The organism is Amycolatopsis sp. NBC_00345, assembly GCF_036116635.1.
Taxonomy (GTDB): domain Bacteria; phylum Actinomycetota; class Actinomycetes; order Mycobacteriales; family Pseudonocardiaceae; genus Amycolatopsis.
The window spans coordinates 6,414,917-6,436,304 of sequence record NZ_CP107995.1 but is presented as its reverse complement, the minus strand read 5'-3'; the positions used below and the strand labels follow the sequence as shown (position 1 = coordinate 6,436,304).

Genomic DNA, 21,388 nt, shown 5'->3' with positions numbered 1-21,388 from the left:
ATGACGACGGCTTGTCGTTCGCCTGTCGTTCGCGCCCGTGGCCGAAAGCCGTCCGTGTGGCGGGCAGATGGCAGCGCTGCGCTCCATCAAGGCGAGCAGGCTCTTTCGGCGTTCCCGCCACACCTCGATGTCGCGGGCCGGAGCACCGAGCACCCCGCGTAAGGCGTCACGACTGGACAGTTCGGTGTTCCGGCGCATGGTCACCGCGGCGTCTCCAGCCGGCGCACCGTCTCGGCGACGCCGTACGCACATCAGCACCTGGGAACGGATCGCGACTTCCGCCAGCTTGCCGAGGTTGGCATCGAACCAGGATCGACGCTGTCTGAGTTGACAGGCGGCCTGCAATCACGCCCTGCGACGCCCGCGTCGAACACATGGTCGCAATCGCCGAACACGGCCCGCGGGTCCGCACCTTGCTGTAGAACGTTTTCCATGGGGTACTACATAGTCCGATCGGGTGAGGACACCGACGCGGACACCTTGCTCGGATTCTTCGACGAGGCCGTCGAGTGGCTGGCGGCGCGCGGCAGTGCCGGGCAGTGGGGCACCGAGCCGTGGTCCGGGCGGCCGAAGCGGATCAAGCAGGTGCGCGGCATGGCGGCGGACCCGGGCCTGCGCATCGCCGAGGTCGACGGCGAGCCCGCGGGCGCGTTGATCGTCGCCGAGGAATGCGCGGAGCAGGTGCCGAAGGCCGGCGAGCGCGAGCTGTACATCAGGCTGCTCATCACGTCGCGGCGGTTCAGCGGCCACGGCGTCGGCGCGCGGCTGATCGAGTACGCGCTGGACGAGGCGAAGCGTCGCAGCATCGAGCTGGTCCGCGTCGATTGCTGGGCCGGCGGCGACGGCGACCTCCAGCGCTACTACGAGGGCCAGGGCTTCAAACCGACCGTCCGCTTCGACGTCGACGGCTGGATCGGGCAGGTGTTCGAGCAGCGCCCGAGCTGAGCCGCGAACGGGGCTGGCGCGATCGGCGCGACGGGGGCACCATATTGACACGACGCCAATAGTGTTCCGTCTCCGACGACGCAGGAGGAACCCGCCATGGCCAGGAAGCCACGCTCGCTCACCGGGAAGGTCATCGTCATCACGGGGGGTGCGCAGGGCATCGGCGCCAGCACCGCGTCGGCGCTGACCCGGCTCGGCGCGCGCGTGGTGATCGGCGACCTCGACCAGGTCCGCGCGGAGAAGACGGCGGCCGAGCTGGGCGCGGACGCGCTCGCCCTGCCGCTCGACGTCACCGACACCGCGGCGTTCACCGGGTTCCTCGACGAGGTCGAGCGCCGCGTCGGCCCGATCGACGTGCTGATCAACAACGCCGGCATCATGCCGCTCTCGCCGCTGGCCGAGGAGGACGACGCGACCACGCGGCGGACGTTGGAGATCAACCTGCACGCGGTGGTCCACGGCACGCGCGAGGCCGTGAAACGGATGCGGCCGCGGGGGACCGGGCACATCGTGAACGTCGCGTCGATGGCCGGAAAGTCCGGTTTTCCCGGCGCGGCCACGTATTGCGCGACCAAGCACGCCGTGGTCGGGCTGTCCGAGGCGGTGCACCTGGAGCTGCGCGGGACCGGCGTGCTGGTGTCCTGCGTGATGCCCGCGGTGGTGCGTACGGAGCTGGCGGCCGGGCTGGGCGAGGCGCGGTTCATCAAGTCCGTCGGGCCGGAGGACGTGGCCGCGGCGATCGCGCAGGCGCTGCGGTATCCGCGGTTCGACGTCTTCGTGCCGAAGTCATTGGACCTCACGGGCCGCTTCACGCGGCTCTTTCCGCGGGCGTTCGGCGAGTGGTTCGTCCGCACCCTCGGGGGTGACCAGTTGCTGGCCTCGGCTGCCCACTCACCGGAACGCGCCGAGTACGAGGAGCGGGCCGCGCACAGTGCGCCCGCGGCGGATTCGGACAGGTAGCCGGGCGGCACTGTCCGAAATGGACGTGCTTGCCGGGTGCTTGCAACTGTGGTGGTTGAAGCCGCACCACCCGGCACGGCAAGATTGGCCTGGAGACGAGCTCCAGGAGGCACGATATGGCTTCACCATCGGCACGGCTGGCTGCCGCGGCTTCGAACGTCGTGGGCAAGGTGCTGCGTGGTGGCGTCGCGGACCTCCGCCCGATGCCGAGGGTGCTCATCGACCAGGGCCCCAACCGGTCGGTGTACCGGATGACGCACGGCGCGTCCGAGGTCTCCGGCCCGCCGATCCTGCTGGTGCCGCCGCTGGCCGCGCCCGCGTTGTGCTTCGACCTGCGCCGCGGCTGCAGCCTGATCGAGCACCTGGTGGAGGCCGGGCGGCGGACGTACCTGGTCGACTACGGCACGGTCGCCTTCGCCGACCGGCGCCTGGGCATCGAGCACTGGATCGACGAGGTGCTGCCGCGTGCGATCCGCAAGGTGAGCGAGGACGCGGGCGGTCAGGGCGTGCACCTGGTGTCGTGGTCGCTGGGCGGGATCTTTTCGATGCTGGTGAACGCCGACCAGCCGGGCCTGCCGATCGAGTCGATCACCGCGATCGGCTCGCCGGTGGACTTCACGGCCATCCCGATTGTCGCGCCGTTCCGCCCACTGGTGGACCTCACCGGCGGCCACCTGCTCACGCCGATCTACCGCGCGTTCGGCGGTGCACCGTCCTATTTGGTCACCCGGGTGTTCCGCGCCACCGGCATCAGCAAGGAGATCACCAAGCCGCTGGCGATCCTGAAGAACCTGGACGACCGCGACTACCTCGCGCAGATCGAGGCCGTGGACCACTTCATGGACAACATGTACGCCTACCCCGGGCGCACGTTCGGGCAGCTGTACCACCGGCTGTTCCGCACGAACGACCTCGCCGAGGGCACCGTCGACCTGAACGGCCGGGTGATCAGCCTGTCCGACGTGAAGGCCCCGATGCTCGTCGTCGCGGGCGAGAACGACACGATCGCTCCGCAAGCCTCGGTGGAGCGCGTGGTGCAGCTGCTGGACAACGCGCCTGAGGTCCGTTTCAAGACGGCGCCGGGTGGTCATCTGGGGGTTTTGACGGGGCGGCGGGCGCGGGGGACTACGTGGAAGTACCTGGACGAGTTTCTGGATGACCGGATTTCGGGTCGCTGAGTTTTCGTTAGCGGCGCAGGGAAATCAGGGCCCGCTCCAGTGCATCGAGGGCGCCGAGGGCGTCGCTGTAACAGTTCGGCAGGAAGTACACCGAGCCGTACAGGTGCCCGGACTTCGTGGCGGGCAGCGTGGTGAACGTCTTCTGTGCGAACAGCTCTTCGCCGAGATTGGCCGGTTTCCCGGCGTTCGTGGCGTAGTAGAAGACCGCCTCGGCAGTGCCGAGGTCCCCGACCAGCTCGTAGGACACCGACTGCTGTTGCCCGCCCTCGACCGACCGCGAGGCGTCAGCGAACTGCACGCCGGCGTCAGCAAGGATCCCGCCGATGGGCGAAGTCGGTCCGTAGAGCCAAAACTGTCCTTGGTCGAAGCCGCCCTGCACGATGTCCCACCGCGTGCGGGCGAGGACGTCCACATACGTGCGGGCGATGCTCGAGGTGCGGGCGGCGTAGCGCTGCTCGAGCCCGTGCAGTGACTCCGTCCGCCCCAGCGCCGCCGCGGTCGCGGTGGTCATCTCCCGCCACGGCGTCTTCGAGGAACTGAACGGAAGCACGACCGTCGGCGCGATCTGCTTCAACTGCTCGTATGGCGGCTGCGAGCCGTCGATCCCGAGGATCAGCTCGGGCCGCAATGTCGCTACCTTCTCGAGGTCGATCGCCCCGCCTACTTCGCCGCGCGAGATCTTCGTGATTCCCCGCCACTGTTCGACGAACTGCGGCTCTACGTACTGCTCTCCGGCGCTGTAGACCCCTACGGGCAGCCGCCCGAGGTCGAATGCGGCGCCCATGGTGAAGCTGTCGAGCGTTACTACTCGCTCTGGTAGTACGGGTACCTGGATGGGGCCGTGGACGCTTGCTACCTGGCGGGTCGCTCCTGTCGGCGCTGTCTCGTGGGTGGTGCAGGCGGTGAGGCTCAGCAGCATGCCGGCTGCTCCGACGCCACTGGTGAGGAATCCCCTTCGCGTGAGCGCGTTTTCGAGGGTTGCGGGAGCGCCGGGGTGGTCCAGGAGTGCCGCGGTCATAGAGGTGAGGTTAGCTTAGGGTTGCCTAATTCTCTAGCTGTGGGATGCGCTGCCGGTTGGCCACGGAACGTGCCTCAGCCTGGCCTTGGGCCTCCGTGAGATGAGGGGCGCTGGCTGGGGGGATTCTCGTTGCGTCACAAATACTTGAGGCGCGCACTCCTCCTCCCCAGGTCAGCCGGGTTACGATCAGCTGCTGGATCTGTGTCTCCTCAAGGATGTCCAGGATTTCTCGGCTAGTTCTCGTCGTCTGTCGCTGCTTCCTCCTCGCGTTTGACTGCTTGAAGACGGCCCGGTGGTCCCAGCCATACACTGCCCTGTATTCCGATACAAAGCCTCCAGGTGTCCGGTGATGCCGTGTCAAGACACGCTTCGCCGTCTTGACACCGTGCGACTTACCCGTTGTCACGATCAAGCGTCGGGATGTAGGTCTCCTACGACGGTGCGTAACAGGGATTGAGTCACGAACGACTCGTCCGTCACCACTGCCTATAGAGGGAGGCCGACGTTGGCTCGGGAGACTTGTGTGCCGCGGGCCGATGCTGCGCCAGGCGGCCCGCAGGTGGCCGCGCCTCCCGACTGGCGGGCGAAGCGGAATGGCAGTCCGCTGTGCCGGGAGGGGATGCGGCCGCCAAGGCGAGCGGCTATATAGGCGACAGGCGCGCCGTCAGCGATGGCGCGCCCTTGATCCCGTAGGGCCAATTTCTGCATTAATTAAGGGAAGAGAATAAAGTTGTCCGAAGTCGTTGCTAATGATGAGCACGTTCCGCGTTATGAATTCCTTCGTGACTACTTGTATATGGATATTGAAAAAGTTAGGTCAATCGCTGGTCAATTGGAATTTGGCGTGCCCGAGGAGTTGCGTGAGACTGACACGGCTAAGAGGAAGCGATCGCTCGGCTGGGAAAAATTTGTCTCCGGAAGTAATGAATCATCAGAGGAGCGCTACCTGCAGCGTTCGGTGGTTGATTCGCTATTTCCTGAACTCGAAGTAGCATTGGAAGACGGTTGGCTGACTGATATCACCGAGGAGTTTAGTGCGGGACTTGATAAATTCTCAATAATTAAGTCGACTAGGCCTGAAGGTTCTATTTTTCGATTGACTGCACCTGGAATCCTCTTCGACTTCGAGTATTTTGCTGAGACTCTGTCCAGTTTCTCTGCGGCTGCCGGATGATTTGAAGATTTCACGAAGGTGATGCTCGCTGATGAGGCGGATTCCGGCGAAAACCTGAGGAAGCCTAGTCAAAGGCGTCCGGCAAAGGCGGGTAAGATTGACAATTCTTCTCGCTATAGGTCGATACCGTCGGATTCGACGGCGGAAGACTATATTGAAGAGTTTGAGGCAAGTGACTACACTTCGCCTGCATTTTTTCGAAGTATGGCGCGCCTAACTAGAGGAATTTCTCGGCCTGGTATGAGCCTGATTGCAGAGTCGAGTGGCGATGAGGATGCGCTTGTATTGGCCGCTCGGTTCCAGCAAAATCGCAGGTACTTCGATGCCGATTCTGCGACTGTCGCATCAAGGTACGGATTTTCCAAACAGAACTGGACAATAATTGGAACAATTTGTCACTATACGCAACCTGTTGAGGATGTTCAGTTACTGAACGAATTGATGAATGCCCGCGGTTCCGTGGACTCTAAAGGGAACTTCTCTCGAAAGTATTTCATTGATACCGTATCATCTCTGATTCAGAGCTTTGGAGCTTTTGGTCTATCTGATATACCTCAGCATCCAGGAATTTCTGCCATTCCAATCGCTGTCTATAGGTCTTTTTCGAGAAATTCTTGATAGCGGGAATAATCTGACGGAAAAGAGGATTGGATGACTCTTCTTGAAAAATTGATTGAGGGCCCTTCGTCTGGAGATGTTCCTGTCGATGTGCTTCTTCGTCAAGTAAAGGTGTTGGAAAGGTAGTGACTTCAGCTGCGGGTAGTGTGATTGCTGCACTGATTAAGTCGTATTTTGGTATGTGATTTCAATTCGTTATCAAGAGTAGAACGGCTCTGATTGTTCGAGGATTCCTTGCTTGATGCGCGCTCTAATTGAACGATGTATGTTTAATTGTTCTATTTGCTTTTCGGTGGACCATTGAACTTCATGGCTCTCGTCGCTTGTTTGGAGAGTGCCGCCGGTCGCTTGGGCGCGGAAGCAGATGGAGAACTCTTGTCGGACCTCGCCGTCGTCGTAGGCGATGACGTGCTTTGGGTCTGAATACAGGCCGACCACGCCCGTGACCTCACACTCGATGCCTGTCTCCTCGCGGACCTCGCGGACCGCCGCCTCGGCCAGCGTCTCGCCGAGTTCCAGTTGGCCGCCTGGGATGGAGTACAGGTCGTTGTCGGTGCGCCTGATCATCAGGATCCGGCCTTTGTCGTCCTGGATGAAAGCAGAGACGGCGACGGCGATGCTGTTGGCCTTGGGTGCGGTCGGGTCGTTGTAGTAGTCGACTCGGGTCATGGTGCCTCCTAGAAGGTGGCTGGCTTGGCGAGGTTCCAGACTGACTCGAAGCTTTCGGAGTACGTCTCGAAGAGGTCCCCGGCGGAGAGTCGCCGCAGGTGGAGGGATGGGGCGTGGGCTCCTTGGAACCCGTACACGTGCGTGTTGATGATCATCTCGTCGTCGAACCGGAAGATCGAGTTGTAGAGCGTCGTGTTGTGGAAGCGCATCTCCACGCCGTCGACGCTGATCAGCGGGCGGTAGGACGCCAGTGCGTTGCGGATGCGTGCCGGGAGCGTCCCGTTGCCCAGCTGCTCTTCTTCTCCGCGCAGGGCGACGCTGTCGCCTTCTGGGTCTCCGAAGGCGAGGCGGATCTTGGCGCCGGCCGCTGCCTTGGTGGCCAGGTCCTTGATGAACCGCGGGCGTTCGACCAGGAACAGCGCCGCGTGTACCAGGATCTCGACGGTCTCCGAGGCTTCCTTGATCAAGCGGTCCCATAGTTCGACGGGGATGGCGTTGCGGTGTGGGAAGACCTGGACGACCTCGGCGGCGGCCGTCTCGGCTTTGCGCTCCGGGGCCACGGAATCCGGCCATAGGTAGGTCTCTGACTCGCGTGCCATGGCGGCGATCTTGTGGCGGTGCTTGGGGTAGGGCGTCCGGTTCTTGGTGATCCAGCGCTCGACGGTCTTCTGGTCGACGCCGGCGGCCTTGGCGACCTGGTCCAAGGTCAGGCCGTTGCGCAGTAGTGCGTCACGCAGGCGTTCGTTCGGCATCGGCACCCTTGGGACTTGTAGGGACGTCTTTGACCGTATCAGGGACGTCCCGAGATGTCCTGCCATGCGGTGATCACGTCCCGCGTTTGGGCGGAGATTGGTGTCAGGTTGCTGGGGCTGGCCCGGTGCCGGGGAGGTAGGCGTGACCATCGAAACTGGCGGCCCTGTTGGAAGCCCGCTCGGGGCGGCGTGATCGTGCCGAAAGGTGAGCTGAAGACCCTGCAGGACGCCCACGACGTGGTGACGGAACGTCGCCCGCCGAGGGACGCGAATCCGTCGACGTGGCTGGCGTTCCGGCTTGGCAACGCGCGGTTGTACAAGGCGATCGCGGACGTGGACCGGGGTCATCACCACGAGGCGTTGTACTGGGCTGGGTACGAGGAACGGCAGGCGGCTGAACTCCAGGAAGGCAAGTCCGCCGATTTGACACGAAAGCCGCCCGATCGCGGAGCCTGAAGGAGGTCAGCGACCGGGCGGATTCGAACTACTTGAGCTGAGCGGAAGTCTTCCCCAGCACCCGCCGAGCCACGATCAGCTGCTGGATCTGCTGAGTCCCCTCAAAAATGTCCAAGATCTTCGCATCCCGGGCCCACTTCTCGAGCAAAGACTCTTCCGTGTAGCCGAAAGCGCCAGCCAGCTCCACGCACTTGAGGGTGATCTCCACAACCGACCGCCCCGCCTTGGCCTTCGCCATCGAGGCCTGGAGGGAGTTGGGCTGGCGGTTGTCCGCCATCCACGCCGATTCGAGCGTCAGCAGGTACGCGGCCTCGTAGTCGGCTTCCAGCTGGAGGAAAGTGGCGGCCGCGGCGTGTTGCGTAACCGAAGGGCGGTCGTAGTCGGGGGTGACCCCGGCGGAAGACAGGATCGCGCGCGTCTCCTCCAAAGCCGCACGCGCGACGCCGACCGCCATGGCCGCGACGAGGGGGCGAGTGTTGTCGAAGGTCTGCATGACGCCCGCGAAGCCCTTCGCGGTGTCGATTTCCGGGGTGCCCAGCAGATTCTCACGCGGGACGCGGCAGTTTTCGAAGCGCAGGACCGCCGTGTCGGACGCGCGGATTCCGAGCTTGTGCTCCACGCGCACGACCTCGAAGCCCGGCGTGCCCTTCTCCACCACGAAACTCTTGATCGCGGCGCGGCCCTTCGACTTGTCCAAAGTGGCCCAGACGACCACGGCGTCGGCGCGCTGGCCGGACGTCACGAAGATCTTCTCGCCATTGAGCAGGTAGTCGTCACCGTCGACCGTGGCCGTGGTGGTGATCGCGGCGGAGTCCGAGCCGCAGCCGGGCTCGGTGATCGCCATCGCGGCCCACAGGCCGGAGAAACGCTCCAGCTGCTCGTCCGTCGCCACCGAGCCGATGGCAGCGTTGCCCAGGCCCTGGCGCGGCATCGACAGCAGCAGGCCCACGTCACCCCAGCACATTTCGATCGTGCCGAGGACGACGTTCAGGTTGGCGCCGTTGCGGTTTCCCTTCTTGTCCTCCGCACCCGAACGCCGCACGCCGGCCGCGCCCGCGCCGCCCTCGCCGGAGGAGTTGAGGCCGTCCAGCAGCGCCGCGAACATGTCCAGCTCGGCCGGGTAGGTGTGCTCGGCGCGGTCGTACTTGCGCGAGATCGGCCGGAACACCTCGGCCGCGGCCTGGTACGCCTGGTTGATCAGCGCGCCGGCCTTCTTGGGAGCTTCAAGGTTGATCATGACTGCCTTTCGAAAGCCTAGAGAAGGACGGCGCCTTCCATGACGCCGATCGCGCGCAGGTCGCGGTACCACCGCTCCACGGGGTGCTCCTTGACGAAGCCGTGCCCGCCGAGCAGCTGCACCCCCGCGTTGCCGATCTGCATGCCCTTGTCCACGGCCAGCTTGCGCGCCAGCGCGGCCTCCCGCGCGTACGGCTTGCCCTGCTCGGCCCGCGCGGCCGCGCGCAGCGTCACCAGGCGCAGGCCCTCCAGCTCGATCGCGATGTCCGCCACCGAAAACGCCACGGCCTGGCGGTGGCTGATCGGCTCGCCGAACGCCGTGCGCTCGTTCACGTACGGCACCACGTAGTCGAGCACGGCCTTCGCCGTCCCGGCCGCGAGCGCCGCCCAGCCCAGCCGTGACAGCCGGACGACGTCGGCGAAGACGTCCGCCTTGCCTCCGCCCAGCAGTGCGCCCGCGGGCAGCGTGACCTTCTCCAGGTGCAGCTTTCCGGTCGCGGCGCCGCGCAGGCCCATGGCCGGCTCGCCTTCGACCGTCACGCCCGCGGAAGACGATTCCACCAGGAACAACGCCGGGCCGCGGCCTTCGAGGTCGGCCGACACGATGAACAGCTCGGCCTGCGCGGCGCGCGGCACAAGCGACTTCACGCCGTCGAGCTGGTAGCCCTTCGGCGTGCGCTTCGCCTTGGTGGCGGGCTTGAACGGGTCGAACAGCGGCGCGCGCTCCTGCAGCGCCAACGCGGCGGCGGGCACCTGCTCGCCGGCGAACGCGGGCACGTAGTCGGCCTGCTGCTGCTCGTCGCCCCACGCCACCAGCGCGGTGCTGACGGCCGACGGCGCGAGCACGGCCACGGCCAGCCCCAGGTCGCCGTGCGCGAGGGCCTCGGCGACCAGTGCGTTCGTGACCACCGAACGCTCGGTGCCGACGCCGCCGAGTTCTTCGGGGATGCCGACGAGGCTGATGCCCAGCTCGGCCGCGCGCGTCAGCAGGCCTTCGGGGGCTTCGAGCTTGGCGTCGGCGTCCGCGGCGGCGGGCCGCAGCTGCTCGGCGGCGAACTCGGTCACCGTTTCGACGATGAGCTGCTGGTCCTCGCTCGGGGTCAGGTCGAACAGGCCCGTGCCGGACGCGGGGGCGAGCCGCGCGGGCTTGCCCAGCCGTTGCACCGAGGTGAACGACCGCGTGGCCGCCCCGGCGGCCCGGAAACCCGTGCGGACCCCCGCCTTGACCAGGTTCTGCACGGGTTCGCGGAGCCCCGCCCGGTCGATCACCCTGCTCCCGGCCAACCGGGTGAGCGCGGCCAGGCCGATGCCCATCGCGTCTCGTTTCCTTGGCGCAGCCATGTGGCCTCTCCCTCGCGTTACCTACTCACCAGTAGGTTAGCGCGAGGTGTCCGGATGCGCCAGTGCCGTCCCTCACTCGTGCCAGTTGACGCCGGTGAGTCGCGCCGAGACGTCCCACAGCTGCTTCGCGAGTTCGGTATCGCTGTCGGCATTTCGCCTGCGTTCGAGCTTCGGCCGCGCGCCGGAACGGCCGGTGGGGCCCACGTACGAGTTCCCAGGCAGGTCTTCGGCCACCGCGTACAGCGTCGGCAACGCGCCGTACGCGGCTTCGCGCTGCGCGGTGAACCGGTAGACCTGAACTGGGAGCGCCGCCGCTATCGGCCGTCACGCGCTTCAGCTCGTCAAGCTGGACAGTGCCGATCCGCGCGAGCCCCGATGAGACGGTGACGACGCGGTCGGTGATGTTCGGCAGCAGCAGGTTCGTCAGCGCGAACGGGCCGAGGTGGTTGGTGCCGAAGTGGTCCTCGAAGCCGTCGGCCGTTTTCCCGGGTGGCACGGCCATGATCCCGGCGTTGTTGACCAGCACGTCGAGCGGGCGCACCTCGGTCTTTCCGCTGATGCCCGCGGCCACGCGCTCGCCCTTCGCCACATCGCGTACGGCCAGCACGACGTGGGCGCCCGCCTGGGCCAGTTCGCGCGCGGTGACGGCGCCGAGCCCGCTCGACGCGCCCGTGACCACCATCGTCCGCCCGGTGAGATCGGGGAGTTTCCACTGTCCGGATGCCATGCCCCGAGTGTGACCCCGGGCCCGGCGCGGCGGGCAGAGTCCAGCCAGCCAGGGATCGCGGATCCCTGGCTGGCGTCGCGCGCGGGCGCTGATAATGGCGGTATGGACCGTCCCGGAATGGCCGACTTCCTGCGCCGGCGCCGCGAGGCGCTGCAGCCCTCCGACGTCGGCCTGCCCAAGGGCCCGCGCCGGCGCACCAGCGGCCTGCGCCGTGAGGAGATCGCGACGCTGTCCGGCATGTCGACCGACTACTACACACGCCTGGAGCAGCGGCGCGGGCCGCAGCCGTCGGAGCAGATGCTGGCCGCGATCGCGCGCGGGCTGCGGCTGTCGGCCGACGAGCGCGACCACCTGTTCCGCCTGGCCGGCCACGGCACGCCGACCCGGATGGCGCGCACGGACCACGTGAGCCCGGCGTTGCTCCGGGTGCTCGACCGGCTCGACGACACCCCGGCGATGGTCCTGTCCGACCTCGGCGAAACGCTCGCGCAGAACCGGCTCGCGGCCGCGCTGCTCGGCGACCACAGCGGGTACACCGGGCTGACCCGCAGCGCGATCTACCGGTGGTTCACCGATCCCGGCGAGCGCGCGATCTATCCCGGCAGCTACCACGAAAAGTTCGCTCGCGAACTCGTCTCGGGCCTCCGCGCGACGTCGTCCCGGGCCGGCCGCGACACCCGCGTCGCCGAGCTGGTGCGGCGGCTTTCGGAGGAGAGCGGCGAGTTCGCCGAGCTGTGGGAACGGCACGAGGTGGGCCTGAAACCCGCGCGGCGCAAGGTGATCGTCCACCCCGAGCTGGGCGGCATCGAGCTGGACTGCCAGTTCCTGTACACCGACGACCTCGCCCAGGCGCTGCTGGTCTTCACGGCCACGCCCGGCACCGAGGACTACGACAAGCTGGCGCTGCTCGGGGTCATCGGCCAGCTGGCGGGACGCTGACCTGACGGCGTGCCCACGGCATGCGCTCGAACGCGATCAGCGCGAGCACGGTGGCCGCCACGATCAGCAGCAGCACGGCCGCGGGCACGTGCGCCAGCAGCGGCGTCAGCGCGATCAGCACCACAGCCAGTACCAGGCGCTGGCGGTTCCAGCTGCCGAGGTTGCGGCGGCGCAGCGAACTGACCGCCACGAGGTAGAGCGCGAGACCGCCGGTGAGCGCCCAGAGCGGCACGCCGTGCAGCGGCACGGATGGTCCATAGTGGACAGTGTCGGCCAGGTACAGGAAGGACTTCTTCAGTCCCAGCGCCACGAGCACGACACCGGCGATCAACGGCAGGTGCAGGAAGGTGTAGGAGTCGGTGGCGATCTTCGTGCGCTCGACCCCGGTGGCGGTGGCGAGCCGGTGCTCCGCCGCGCGCGCGACGACGTCGAAGTAGGTCCACCACATCCCGGCCGCCAGCGCGATCCCGCAGATCGCCGACCCCGCGACGAGCCACGTCATCGGCAGCTCGCCGATGCCGATCCCGATCGCCACGATCGACTCGCCCAGCGCGATGATCACGATCAGCCCGAACCGCTCCGCGAAGTGGGCCGGCGAGTTCAGCCGCCAGCCGGCCGGGCCGGACAGGTAGACGTTGAGGTAGTCGACGAACAGCGCCACCGCCCACACCACGAGCTGCCACGGCCCGTGCAGGAACGTCGCCACGACCAGCAGCGCGATGCTCGGGACGAAGCCGCGCAGCATCCGCAGCAGCACCCGGCGCAGCTCCGGGTCGTGCCGGGCCGCGCCGAGGTACGCGACCTCGTGCAGCAGCCGCACGACCGCGTAACAGCCGACGAACAGCAGCGGCGCGTCCAGCCCGCCCGGTGGGTCGGTGAACGCCTCGGGCACCGTGAGGGACACCAGGAACATCACGGCCATCGCGCCGAACATCGCCAGCCGCGCGACTCCGTGGTCCACGTGGATCGTCGTGCCGAGCCACGCGTAGCTGCACCAGCACCACCACAGCACCGCCAGCACCATCAGCCCCTGCGCGACGCCGAGCGGGCTCAGGTGGTCGGCCATCAGCTGGGTCGTCTGCGTGATCGCGTAGACGAACACGAGATCGAAGAACAACTCGAGGGTCGAGACGCGGTGGTCCTCGTCCGCGCCGACCAGATGCAGCCGCTGTCGTGTGGGCACGCGGCATCGTCGCACGCGAACGCGGTGATCGGGGGCGGTTTCCGCGCTTAGTACAGCCCGAGGATGGCGTGCAGCAGCGCCGTCAGCTCGGCCTGCAGGTGGGGCCGCCCGGAGACGCGGCGGGTGCGGCTCAGGTCGTTGGCCACGGTGAGCGCCGCGTGGACGCGGACCTTCGCCTCACGCGGCGGCAGGCCGGGGTGGACGGCGGTGAGCAGCGTGAGCCACTGGGCCACGTAATCGCGCTGGACGCGCAGCAGGTCGGCCTTGTCGCGGTCGGGCATGGTGACGCGGTCGGCCGTGAAGGAGACCAGCAGCTCCGGCGTGTGCAGCAGGGTGTGGACGTACGACGCGGCCAGCCGGCGCAGGCCGGTCGCCTCGTCCGGGGCCTGGAGGGCCTGCTCGGCGGCCAGCGCGAGCCGGTCGGCGGCGCGGTGGCCGATGGCGACCATCAGCGCGGCCTTGCTCGGGAAGTGGCGGTAGACGCTCGGGCCGGCGATGCCCGCCGCGGCGCCGATGTCCTCCACGCTGACCGCGTGGAAGCCGCGCTCGGCGAACAGCGCCGTCGCGGCCGCCAGCACCTGCTCCCGGCGTGACGGCGTGCCGAGGCCCGCGACCGTGGCGGCCGGCGGCGCGGTGGCCGACGGGAGTGTGGTTTCCAGCACAGCCGTCGCCAGCTCCACGAGCAGTGCGACGAAGCGTTTCCTGGCCACAGCCGTGTGGTGCACGGACACGCTGCCGAACACCGACAGCGCCGCCCAGCACAGCAGTTCGGCCTCTTCGCCGGCCAGCTCGGGCCGGGTCGCGAGCACCGCCTTCGTCCACGCGTCGAGCACGGCGCCGGAGCGGCGGCGGATCTCCCGGCGCTCCTCGCGCGCCAGGTGCGGGCCCTCCCAGCGCCACAGCGCGGCGATCTCCCGGCGTTCCACGGCCTGCGCCGCCAAGCCGGTGAGCAGGGCGTCGAGCTGCTCGGGCACCGGCACGGAGTCCGTCAGCGCCTCGGCCGTGACGGCCTCCATGTCGTCGATCCCGCTGAGCACGACGTAGGCCAGGATCGCCTGTTTGTCGCTGAAGTGCCGGTACAGCGCGGGCCCGGTGACGCCGGCCGCGGCGGCGATGTCGTTGATCCCCACCCCGTGGAACCCGCGGGCGCGGAACAGCCCGGCGGCGACCGCGGCGAGCTGGGCCTTGCGGTCGCGGGGCCGCGGCACACGGGTGGGATGAGTCGTCATGGTGAACCGACCATAGCGTGAACCGGAACAGTGGCAACCCATTGACACCATCGGGTTCCGGGGGCATATGTTAATGGGTATTAGCACTACTGACGGGTATGCTGGCGCTGCCGGTGCACGTCGGCTGATCCAACGAAGTGTCCATCCAGACGCCCTGCGCGGAGGAGTGTTCAGTGAGTAGCGAGGCCTACATCTACGAGGCGATTCGCACGCCTCGGGGCAAGAACAAGGGCGGTGCGCTGCACGGCACCAAGCCGGTCGACCTGGTGGCCGGCCTGATCGAAGAGCTCAAGGTCCGCCACCCGAACCTCGACCCCGCCGCGATCGACGACATCGTGCTCGGCGTGGTCTCCCCGGTGGGCGAGCAGGGCGCCGACATCGCGCGCACGGCGGCGCTGGTCTCCGGCCTGCCGGAGACGGTCGCGGGCGTCCAGCTCAACCGGTTCTGCGCGTCCGGCCTGGAGGCCACCAACACCGCCGCGCAGAAGGTGCGCTCGGGCTGGGACAACCTGATCATCGCCGGCGGCGTCGAGTCGATGTCGCGCGTGCCGATGGGCTCCGACGGCGGCGCGCTGTTCATGGACCCGGCCACCGCCTACGACCAGTACATCGTCCCGCAGGGCATCGGCGCCGACCTGATCGCGACCATGCAGGGCTTCTCCCGCGAGGACGTCGACCGGTTCGCCGTGCGCTCGCAGGAGAAGGCCGAGGCGGCCTGGTCCGGCGGCTACTTCGCGAAGTCCGTGGTGCCGGTCAAGGACATCAACGGCGTCACGATCCTCGACCACGACGAGCACCGCCGCCCGGGCAGCACCGTCGAAGGCCTGGGCAAGCTCAAGCCCGCCTTCACCACGATCGGCGAGATGGGCGGCTTCGACGCCGTCGCGCTGCAGAAGTACCACCAGGTCGAGCGGATCGACCACGTCCACACGGGCGGCAACTCCTCCGGCATCGTCGACGGCGCCGCGCTGGTGCTCGTCGGCAGCGAGGCTGTGGGCAAGACCTTCGGGCTGACGCCGCGGGCGCGCATCGTCGCCACCGCGTCGATCGGCTCCGAGCCGACGATCATGCTGACCGGCCCCACGCCGGCCACCGAGAAGGTGCTCAAGACCGCGGGCCTGACCCCGGACGACATCGACCTGTGGGAGCTGAACGAGGCGTTCGCGTCCGTCGTCCTGAAGTGGCAGCAGGATCTGCACCTGCCGGACGAGAAGGTGAACGTCAACGGCGGCGCGATCGCCATGGGCCACCCGCTCGGCGCCACCGGCGCGATGCTGGTCGGCACGGTGGTCGACGAGCTGGAACGCCGCCAGGCGCGGCGCGCGCTGGTGACCCTGTGCATCGGCGGCGGCATGGGCGTCGCGACAATTATTGAGCGGGTGTGAGGAAAACTGTGTCGAACCAAAAGCTGGCCGAGAGCAAGACCATCCGCTGGGAGCAGGACTCCGACGGCATCGTCACGCTGACCCTGGACGACCCGAAGCAGTCGGCGAACACGATGAACGCCGACTTCCGCGAGTCGCTCGGCGTCATCGTCGACCGTCTCGAGGCGGAGAAGGACAGCATCACCGGTGTGGTCCTCACTTCCGGGAAGAAGACCTTCTTCGCCGGCGGCGACCTGAACGACCTGATCCAGGCGAAGCCGGAGAACGCGGCCGAGTTCACCGCGTCCAGCTCGCGGATGAAGAGCCAGATGCGGCGCGTCGAGCAGCTGGGCAAGCCGGTCGTCGCGGCCATCAACGGCGCCGCGCTCGGCGGCGGCCTGGAGATCGCGCTCGCCACGCACCACCGCATCGCGGCCGACGCCAAGGGCAGCCAGATCGGCCTGCCCGAGGTCACCCTGGGCCTGCTGCCCGGCGGTGGCGGCGTGGTCCGCACCGTGCGGCTGCTGGGCATCCAGAGCGCGCTGCTGAACGTGCTGCTGCAGGGCCAGCGCCACCGCCCGCGCAAGGCGCTGGAGCTGGGCCTGGTGCACGAGGTCGTGGACACCGTCGAGGAGCTGGTGCCCGCCGCCAAGGCGTGGATCAAGGCGAACCCCGAGGCCGGCGTGCAGCCGTGGGACGTCAAGGGTTACAAGATCCCGGGCGGCACCCCGTCGAACCCGAGCTTCGCGGCGAACCTGCCCGCGTTCCCGGCGAACCTGCGCAAGCAGCTCAAGGGCGCGCCGATGCCGGCGCCGCGGGCGATCCTGGCCGCCGCGATCGAGGGCGCGCAGGTGGACTTCGACACCGCGATCACGGTGGAGACGCGTTACTTCGTGCACCTGGCCACCGGGCAGGTCGCGAAGAACATGACCAAGGCGTTCTTCTTCGACCTGCAGACGATCAACTCGGGCGGCTCGCGCCCGGACGGCTTCGAGAAGTTCACCGCCCGCAAGGTCGGGGTGCTCGGCGCCGGGATGATGGGCGCCGCGATCGCCTACGTGTCGGCGAAGGCCGGGATCGACGTCGTGCTCAAGGACGTCAGCCAGGAGGCCGCGGACAAGGGCAAGGGCTACGCCGCCAAGATCGAGGAGAAGGCCCTCTCGCGCGGCAAGACCACGCAGGAGAAGTCCGACGCGCTGCTGGCCAAGATCAAGCCGACCGCCGACGCGGCCGACTTCGCCGGCGTCGACTTCGTGATCGAGGCCGTGTTCGAGAGCGTCGAGCTGAAGCACAAGGTGTTCGGCGAGATCGAGGGCATCGTGAACGCCGACGCGGTGCTGGGCTCCAACACCTCGACCCTGCCGATCACCACGCTCGCCGAGGGCGTGCAGCGGACCGAGGACTTCATCGGGATCCACTTCTTCTCACCGGTGGACAAGATGCCGCTGGTCGAGATCATCTGCGGGGAGAAGACCTCGCCGGCGACGCTGGCCAAGGTCTTCGACTACACCCAGCAGATCAAGAAGACCCCGATCGTCGTCAACGACAGCCGCGGCTTCTTCACCTCGCGCGTGATCGGCACGTTCATCAACGAGGCCGTGGCCGCGCTGGGCGAGGGCGTCGAGCCGGCCACGATCGAGCAGGCGGGCTCGCAGGCCGGCTACCCGGCGCCGCCGCTGCAGCTGATGGACGAGCTGACCCTGACGCTGCCGCGCAAGATCCGCAAGGAGACCCGCGCCGCGATCGAGGCCGCGGGCGGCAAGTGGGAGGCGCACGCCTCCGAGGCCGTCATCGACACCATGCTCGACGAGTACGACCGCAAGGGCCGCTCCACCGGCGCGGGCTTCTACGAGTACGACGAGAACGGCAAGCGCACCGGCCTCTGGCCCGGCCTGCGTGACGCGTTCAAGGCCGGCACCGGTGACGTCCCGTTCGTGGACCTCAAGGAGCGCATGCTCTTCGCCGAGGCGCTCGAAACGGTGAAGTGCTTCGACGAGGGCGTGCTGACGTCCGTCGCCGACGCCAACATCGGCTCGATCTTCGGCATCGGCTACCCGGCCTGGACCGGCGGTGTCATCCAGTACATCAACCAGTACGAGGGTGGCCTGCAGGGCTTCGTCGACCGCTCCCGTGAGCTGGCCGCCCGGTACGGCGACCACTTCACCCCGCCGGAGTCGTTGGTGGCCAAGGCGGCCAAGGGCGAGATCTACGAATAAGCAGTTCTAGCTAGGCGATGGTGAGGCCACCTCGCGGGTGCTCGGGTGCCTGCGGGGTGGCCTTTTCGCTGGGATAAACCCGGCGACGTGTTCCTGAAGATCGACGCCGACCCAGCGCGCGCCGACGTCGAGGTCGAGGCGATGGCCATGGCGCCGATCCCGGAGGTCCGGCTCGTCTCGAACGGCGTCCTTCCCGCTGACCTGGTCACGCGTAACCGCGAGGTCGCCGAGGCCGCACTTCGGCCGTGGACACCGGTGTTCACGCACGGAGACCTGCAGATCGCCCACGTGTTCGTCGAGGGTGACGTCGTCGCCGGCTACGGCTTCGACCCGTCCTCGCCGGGCTGCGAGGTCGACGTGCTGAGATCCCGGATGTGAGGCGGCTTCCCCCGTTCGGCCCAGCGCCGCACTGCGAAAGGGCAACGTTTCCTGGTGGGACGGCAGAAATGCCGGACCTCCGACACTCACCGCATGTGAAAATCGTTCATGGACCAGACCACCGCCACCCAGGAGCACCAGCACGAACCGCTCGCCTTCCGCGGGGGCGAAAAGCTGGTGAAGCTCATCGGCGCGCTCTACCAGCGGCCGCGGATGGGGGATCTGCCGCGGTCGCTGCACCAGGCGAACGTCGAGTGGGAGCCCGGGTACCAGCAGGAGCGCGCGGGGCGGCGCGGGCTGCCGATGGTGTGCCTGGTCCGGTCGGACTCCTGCGAGGGCGTGCTGGAGGAGTTCAGCTCACGGCTGCGCAGCGCCCGGCCCAGCGGCAGCGTCCGTTACGCCTACCTGCCGCTGGACAAGCGCGACGCGACCGACGCCGAGGGCACCGCGACCGCGGACAGCGTCGAGGCCGTGCGGGACATCCTGTGGGACGCGCGCAACGAACTGCTCCGCAGCCCGCGGTCCCGCGGCACCGGGCTGCGCTTCGGGCTGTTCACCCTTGTTGTCCAGCTGATGGGGGAGAAGCTCGCCGGGCACGACCCCGAGCCGGAGCGGACGCTGTTGCGGCGGCTGCAGGAGAACGGCCTGATGGTGCGGTTCCGCTCGGCCATCGAGAACGTCGGGCAGGAGCTGGTGCCGCAGAACGACGCGTGGCGGATTCCGTTGCTGCTGCTGCGGTTGCTGACCATGGCGACGTTCCGGCTCGCCGTCACCGGACGGGTGCCGGGGCTGTCCGGGCGGTACCGCTGGTTCCTCCGCCAGCCGCACCTGGCGCCGGAGATGTCGGGCAGCTTCGTGCGGTTCGCGCTGCGGCTGACCGACGGCGAGTGGCAGCGGGAGTCGCCCGAGTTCGTCGGGCGGCTGCTGGTGAACGCGTTCCTGGAAGACCTCCGCCGCGGGTACCAGCTGCGCCCCGCGGGGTTCTGGCGCCGCCGCCGGATGACCTACCCCGTGCTGCTGCTCGACCACGTGAGCACCGTGAACGGCGGCTACCGGCTGCTGAAGCTGATCAACGACGTGCGCAACCAGACCGGCCTGTTCGACCCGCTGCTCGTGGTCGCCACCAGCCACGCGCCGCCGCCGGACGCGGCGCCGAGCGAGCTGCGGCCCAAGCGCCGCGCGTCCGACGCGGGCGGCGCGTACCGGGCCTGGCAGCACGAGCTGCTCAAGGACCGCCGCGCCCGCGACGCCGCCGCGTGGTACCTGCCGATCGGCCTCGACCACGTCGGCTCGCCCGAGCAGCGCAGCGATGCGCGTAAGGAGCTGCAGTCGCTGGGCGACACGTACGTGCTGCGCCGTCGCGAGTCCCGTCCGCCGTGGTGGGCGACGCGGTGGATGCGGATCGGCGTGCCCCTGGTGGTGCTCGTCCTCGCCGGGAGCCTGGTCGCCGTGCGGTACGAGGACTTCCGCGCGAGCCACTGCGGCACCTCCAGCGAGTGGCTCACCTGGACCGGCAGCGAGTGCGTCGGCATCTCCGACGGCACGTTCACCCTGTTCGACCCGGCCGACGACACCATCCGCCAGGTCGAGCAGGTGATCACCGACCAGAACCGGCGGGCCGAGCAGCTGCACCGGGAACACGGGGAACGGCCGTTCATCACGCTGGTCGACTTCGAGGCCCTGACCTCGTCCAATGGGACGGCCGAAGGCCTCACCGCCGAGCGCGAGTCGCTGGAGGGGTTCGCCGTCGCGCAGCTGCGGCAGCTCAACGCGACGGCGGCGTCCGAGCCGATCGTGCGGATGCTGATCGCGAACGGCGGCACCGGGATGCGCGAGGGCGTGCGCGTCGCCGATCAGCTGAAGCAGATGTCGGAGCAGGACAAGAGCCTCGCCGGCGTGGTCGGGCTGGACATGAGCAGCGAGCCGACGCAGGCGACCATCCGCGCACTGGGCAACGCCGGCATCCCGGTGGTCGCGTCCACGCTGAGCGCCGACGGCCTCGCCGACCAGAACCCCATCTACTTCCAGGTGGCGCCGCAGAACCGGCGCGAGGCGGCCGTCGCCGCGGCGTTCGCGACCCAGCGGCTGGGCCCGCGCACGCTGCGCGTGTACTACTCCGACGACGACTCCGACAGCTACAGCACCAACCTGCGCGACGACGTGATGAAGTCGTTCCAGGACAAGGGGTTCACGGTCGACGCGCGGGCGTTCGCGCCGGACGGCGGGCAGATCGCGCCGCCGTCGCACCAGCGCTACGGCGACCGGCTGGTGGGCAACGCCGCGGCGGCCGGGCGCGACACCTGCTCCTACGACGGCCTGGCCTTCTTCGCCGGCCGCGGGGTGCCGGACTTCGGCGACTTCACCGGCGGCGCCGCGCAGTGCGGCAGCACCGCGACGATCATCGGTGACGACGACGTCAGCCGGTACGTCGCCGACCAGGTCGCGCGCGAGCAGAACCGGGCGCTGCCGTACTACTACCTCTCGTTCGCGACCGAGCCGGCGACCGACCCGCAAGGGCTGGCGCGGGACTTCTACACCACGCTGAACACCACGCTGTTCCCGTTCGAGCAGACCGAGCGCGGCCGCTCCTACGACGGCCACGCCGGGCTGTCCTACGACGCCGCGCTGGTGATGATCACGGCCACGGCGTACCTGCGTGAGACCTCGTCGAACATCCCGGTCACACCCGGCGCGGTCTGGCGCGAGATCACCGCCATCCACACCTCGCGCGAGAACCCGCAGCAGACCAACAAGTACATCGAGGGGGTCACCGGGACCATCGACTACGGCGGCGACATCAGCCGGAACGTGCCGGAGAACAAGCCCGTCTCGGTCCTGCGCGTCGAGGGCGGGGAAGTGGTCCGGACCCTGCAGGGCTTCTGCGGGCTGGCCGTCGGCCACACGTCGGACCCGTGGTGCCCGACGGACGGCTGAGCCGGATTCCTGTCCGGGATCTCGTCCACCGGAGTTCGCCGGAAAGTCACCGGACGCGGTTAGTGTCCGCT

19 protein-coding genes are annotated in these 21,388 nt (G+C 68.1%); 11 read left to right on the top strand and 8 right to left on the bottom strand.

Annotation, left to right across the window (positions count from 1 at the left end; translation table 11 throughout):
- Window positions 1-432: 432 nt before the first annotated feature.
- The 3 genes from OG943_RS28760 (at window position 433) to OG943_RS28750 (ending at window position 3,083) form a co-directional block, all read left to right on the top strand.
- Window positions 433-945 (top strand): GNAT family N-acetyltransferase, encoded by a 513-nt coding sequence (locus OG943_RS28760; protein ID WP_328604049.1) that lies wholly within the window; start codon window positions 433-435, stop codon window positions 943-945.
- A 96-nt stretch (window positions 946-1,041) separates the two neighbouring features.
- Window positions 1,042-1,905 carry an SDR family oxidoreductase gene (locus tag OG943_RS28755; RefSeq protein ID WP_328604048.1) on the top strand — a complete coding sequence of 288 codons (864 nt, stop codon included), beginning with the start codon at window positions 1,042-1,044 and terminating at the stop codon, window positions 1,903-1,905.
- Window positions 1,906-2,021: 116 nt separating this feature from the next.
- Entirely contained in the window at window positions 2,022-3,083 is a 1,062-nt protein-coding gene (locus OG943_RS28750) for an alpha/beta fold hydrolase (protein ID WP_328604047.1), read from the top strand.
- A 7-nt stretch (window positions 3,084-3,090) separates the two neighbouring features.
- On the opposite strand, the gene OG943_RS28745 is transcribed toward OG943_RS28750, so the two are convergent.
- Complete coding sequence (locus OG943_RS28745; protein ID WP_328612170.1) at window positions 3,091-4,002, bottom strand: ABC transporter substrate-binding protein; 912 nt, start codon at window positions 4,000-4,002, stop codon at window positions 3,091-3,093.
- 829 nt (window positions 4,003-4,831) lie between these two features.
- Between OG943_RS28745 and OG943_RS28740 the strand changes: the two genes are divergently transcribed.
- Together OG943_RS28740 and OG943_RS28735 are read left to right on the top strand one after the other, a co-directional pair.
- Window positions 4,832-5,275: a DUF6414 family protein gene (locus tag OG943_RS28740; protein ID WP_328604046.1), complete on the top strand. Its 444-nt coding sequence runs from the start codon at window positions 4,832-4,834 to the stop codon at window positions 5,273-5,275.
- A 21-nt stretch (window positions 5,276-5,296) separates the two neighbouring features.
- Window positions 5,297-5,893 carry a hypothetical protein gene (locus OG943_RS28735; RefSeq protein WP_328604045.1) on the top strand — a complete coding sequence of 199 codons (597 nt, stop codon included), beginning with the start codon at window positions 5,297-5,299 and terminating at the stop codon, window positions 5,891-5,893.
- 198 nt (window positions 5,894-6,091) lie between these two features.
- Here OG943_RS28735 and OG943_RS28730 read toward each other — a convergent pair whose 3' ends face one another.
- The gene (locus OG943_RS28730; protein WP_328604044.1) at window positions 6,092-6,562 is read right to left on the bottom strand and encodes an NUDIX hydrolase; all 471 of its coding nucleotides are present in this window, start codon (window positions 6,560-6,562) and stop codon (window positions 6,092-6,094) included.
- An 8-nt stretch (window positions 6,563-6,570) separates the two neighbouring features.
- Complete coding sequence (locus tag OG943_RS28725; protein WP_328604043.1) at window positions 6,571-7,314, bottom strand: DUF5919 domain-containing protein; 744 nt, start codon at window positions 7,312-7,314, stop codon at window positions 6,571-6,573.
- Between the two features lie 189 nt (window positions 7,315-7,503).
- On the opposite strand from OG943_RS28725, the gene OG943_RS28720 reads away from it, so the two are divergent.
- Window positions 7,504-7,770 (top strand): AMED_5909 family protein, encoded by a 267-nt coding sequence (locus OG943_RS28720; protein WP_328604042.1) that lies wholly within the window; start codon window positions 7,504-7,506, stop codon window positions 7,768-7,770.
- Window positions 7,771-7,798: 28 nt separating this feature from the next.
- On the opposite strand, the gene OG943_RS28715 is transcribed toward OG943_RS28720, so the two are convergent.
- Genes OG943_RS28715 through OG943_RS28705 form a run of 3 tightly spaced genes read right to left on the bottom strand, consistent with a single transcriptional unit; the run spans window position 7,799 to window position 11,074 of the window.
- Window positions 7,799-9,007, bottom strand: coding sequence for an acyl-CoA dehydrogenase family protein (locus tag OG943_RS28715; RefSeq protein WP_328604041.1), 1,209 nt, complete (start codon window positions 9,005-9,007; stop codon window positions 7,799-7,801).
- A 17-nt stretch (window positions 9,008-9,024) separates the two neighbouring features.
- Complete coding sequence (locus OG943_RS28710) at window positions 9,025-10,320, bottom strand: acyl-CoA dehydrogenase family protein (RefSeq protein ID WP_328612169.1); 1,296 nt, start codon at window positions 10,318-10,320, stop codon at window positions 9,025-9,027.
- Between the two features lie 52 nt (window positions 10,321-10,372).
- Window positions 10,373-11,074 carry an SDR family NAD(P)-dependent oxidoreductase gene (locus tag OG943_RS28705; protein ID WP_328604040.1) on the bottom strand — a complete coding sequence of 234 codons (702 nt, stop codon included), beginning with the start codon at window positions 11,072-11,074 and terminating at the stop codon, window positions 10,373-10,375.
- A 102-nt stretch (window positions 11,075-11,176) separates the two neighbouring features.
- Between OG943_RS28705 and OG943_RS28700 the strand changes: the two genes are divergently transcribed.
- A complete protein-coding gene (locus OG943_RS28700; protein ID WP_328604039.1) occupies window positions 11,177-12,013 on the top strand; it encodes a helix-turn-helix transcriptional regulator in 837 nt (278 codons plus the stop codon).
- Here OG943_RS28700 and OG943_RS28695 read toward each other — a convergent pair.
- Window positions 11,988-13,196: a low temperature requirement protein A gene (locus tag OG943_RS28695; RefSeq protein ID WP_328604038.1), complete on the bottom strand. Its 1,209-nt coding sequence runs from the start codon at window positions 13,194-13,196 to the stop codon at window positions 11,988-11,990. The genes OG943_RS28700 and OG943_RS28695 overlap by 26 nt on opposite strands.
- Before the next feature lie 47 nt (window positions 13,197-13,243).
- On the bottom strand, window positions 13,244-14,425 hold the full coding sequence (locus OG943_RS28690; RefSeq protein WP_328604037.1) for a TetR/AcrR family transcriptional regulator: 1,182 nt from the start codon (window positions 14,423-14,425) through the stop codon (window positions 13,244-13,246).
- 173 nt (window positions 14,426-14,598) lie between these two features.
- On the opposite strand from OG943_RS28690, the gene OG943_RS28685 reads away from it, so the two are divergent.
- The 4 genes from OG943_RS28685 (at window position 14,599) to OG943_RS28670 (ending at window position 21,317) form a co-directional block, all read left to right on the top strand.
- A complete protein-coding gene (locus OG943_RS28685) occupies window positions 14,599-15,810 on the top strand; it encodes an acetyl-CoA C-acetyltransferase (RefSeq protein ID WP_328604036.1) in 1,212 nt (403 codons plus the stop codon).
- A gap of 23 nt (window positions 15,811-15,833) precedes the next feature.
- Window positions 15,834-18,005 carry a 3-hydroxyacyl-CoA dehydrogenase NAD-binding domain-containing protein gene (locus tag OG943_RS28680; RefSeq protein WP_328612168.1) on the top strand — a complete coding sequence of 724 codons (2,172 nt, stop codon included), beginning with the start codon at window positions 15,834-15,836 and terminating at the stop codon, window positions 18,003-18,005.
- 87 nt (window positions 18,006-18,092) lie between these two features.
- Window positions 18,093-18,383, top strand: coding sequence for a hypothetical protein (locus OG943_RS28675; RefSeq protein ID WP_328604035.1), 291 nt, complete (start codon window positions 18,093-18,095; stop codon window positions 18,381-18,383).
- Window positions 18,384-18,491: 108 nt separating this feature from the next.
- Complete coding sequence (locus tag OG943_RS28670; protein ID WP_328604034.1) at window positions 18,492-21,317, top strand: hypothetical protein; 2,826 nt, start codon at window positions 18,492-18,494, stop codon at window positions 21,315-21,317.
- Window positions 21,318-21,388: the final 71 nt, after the last annotated feature.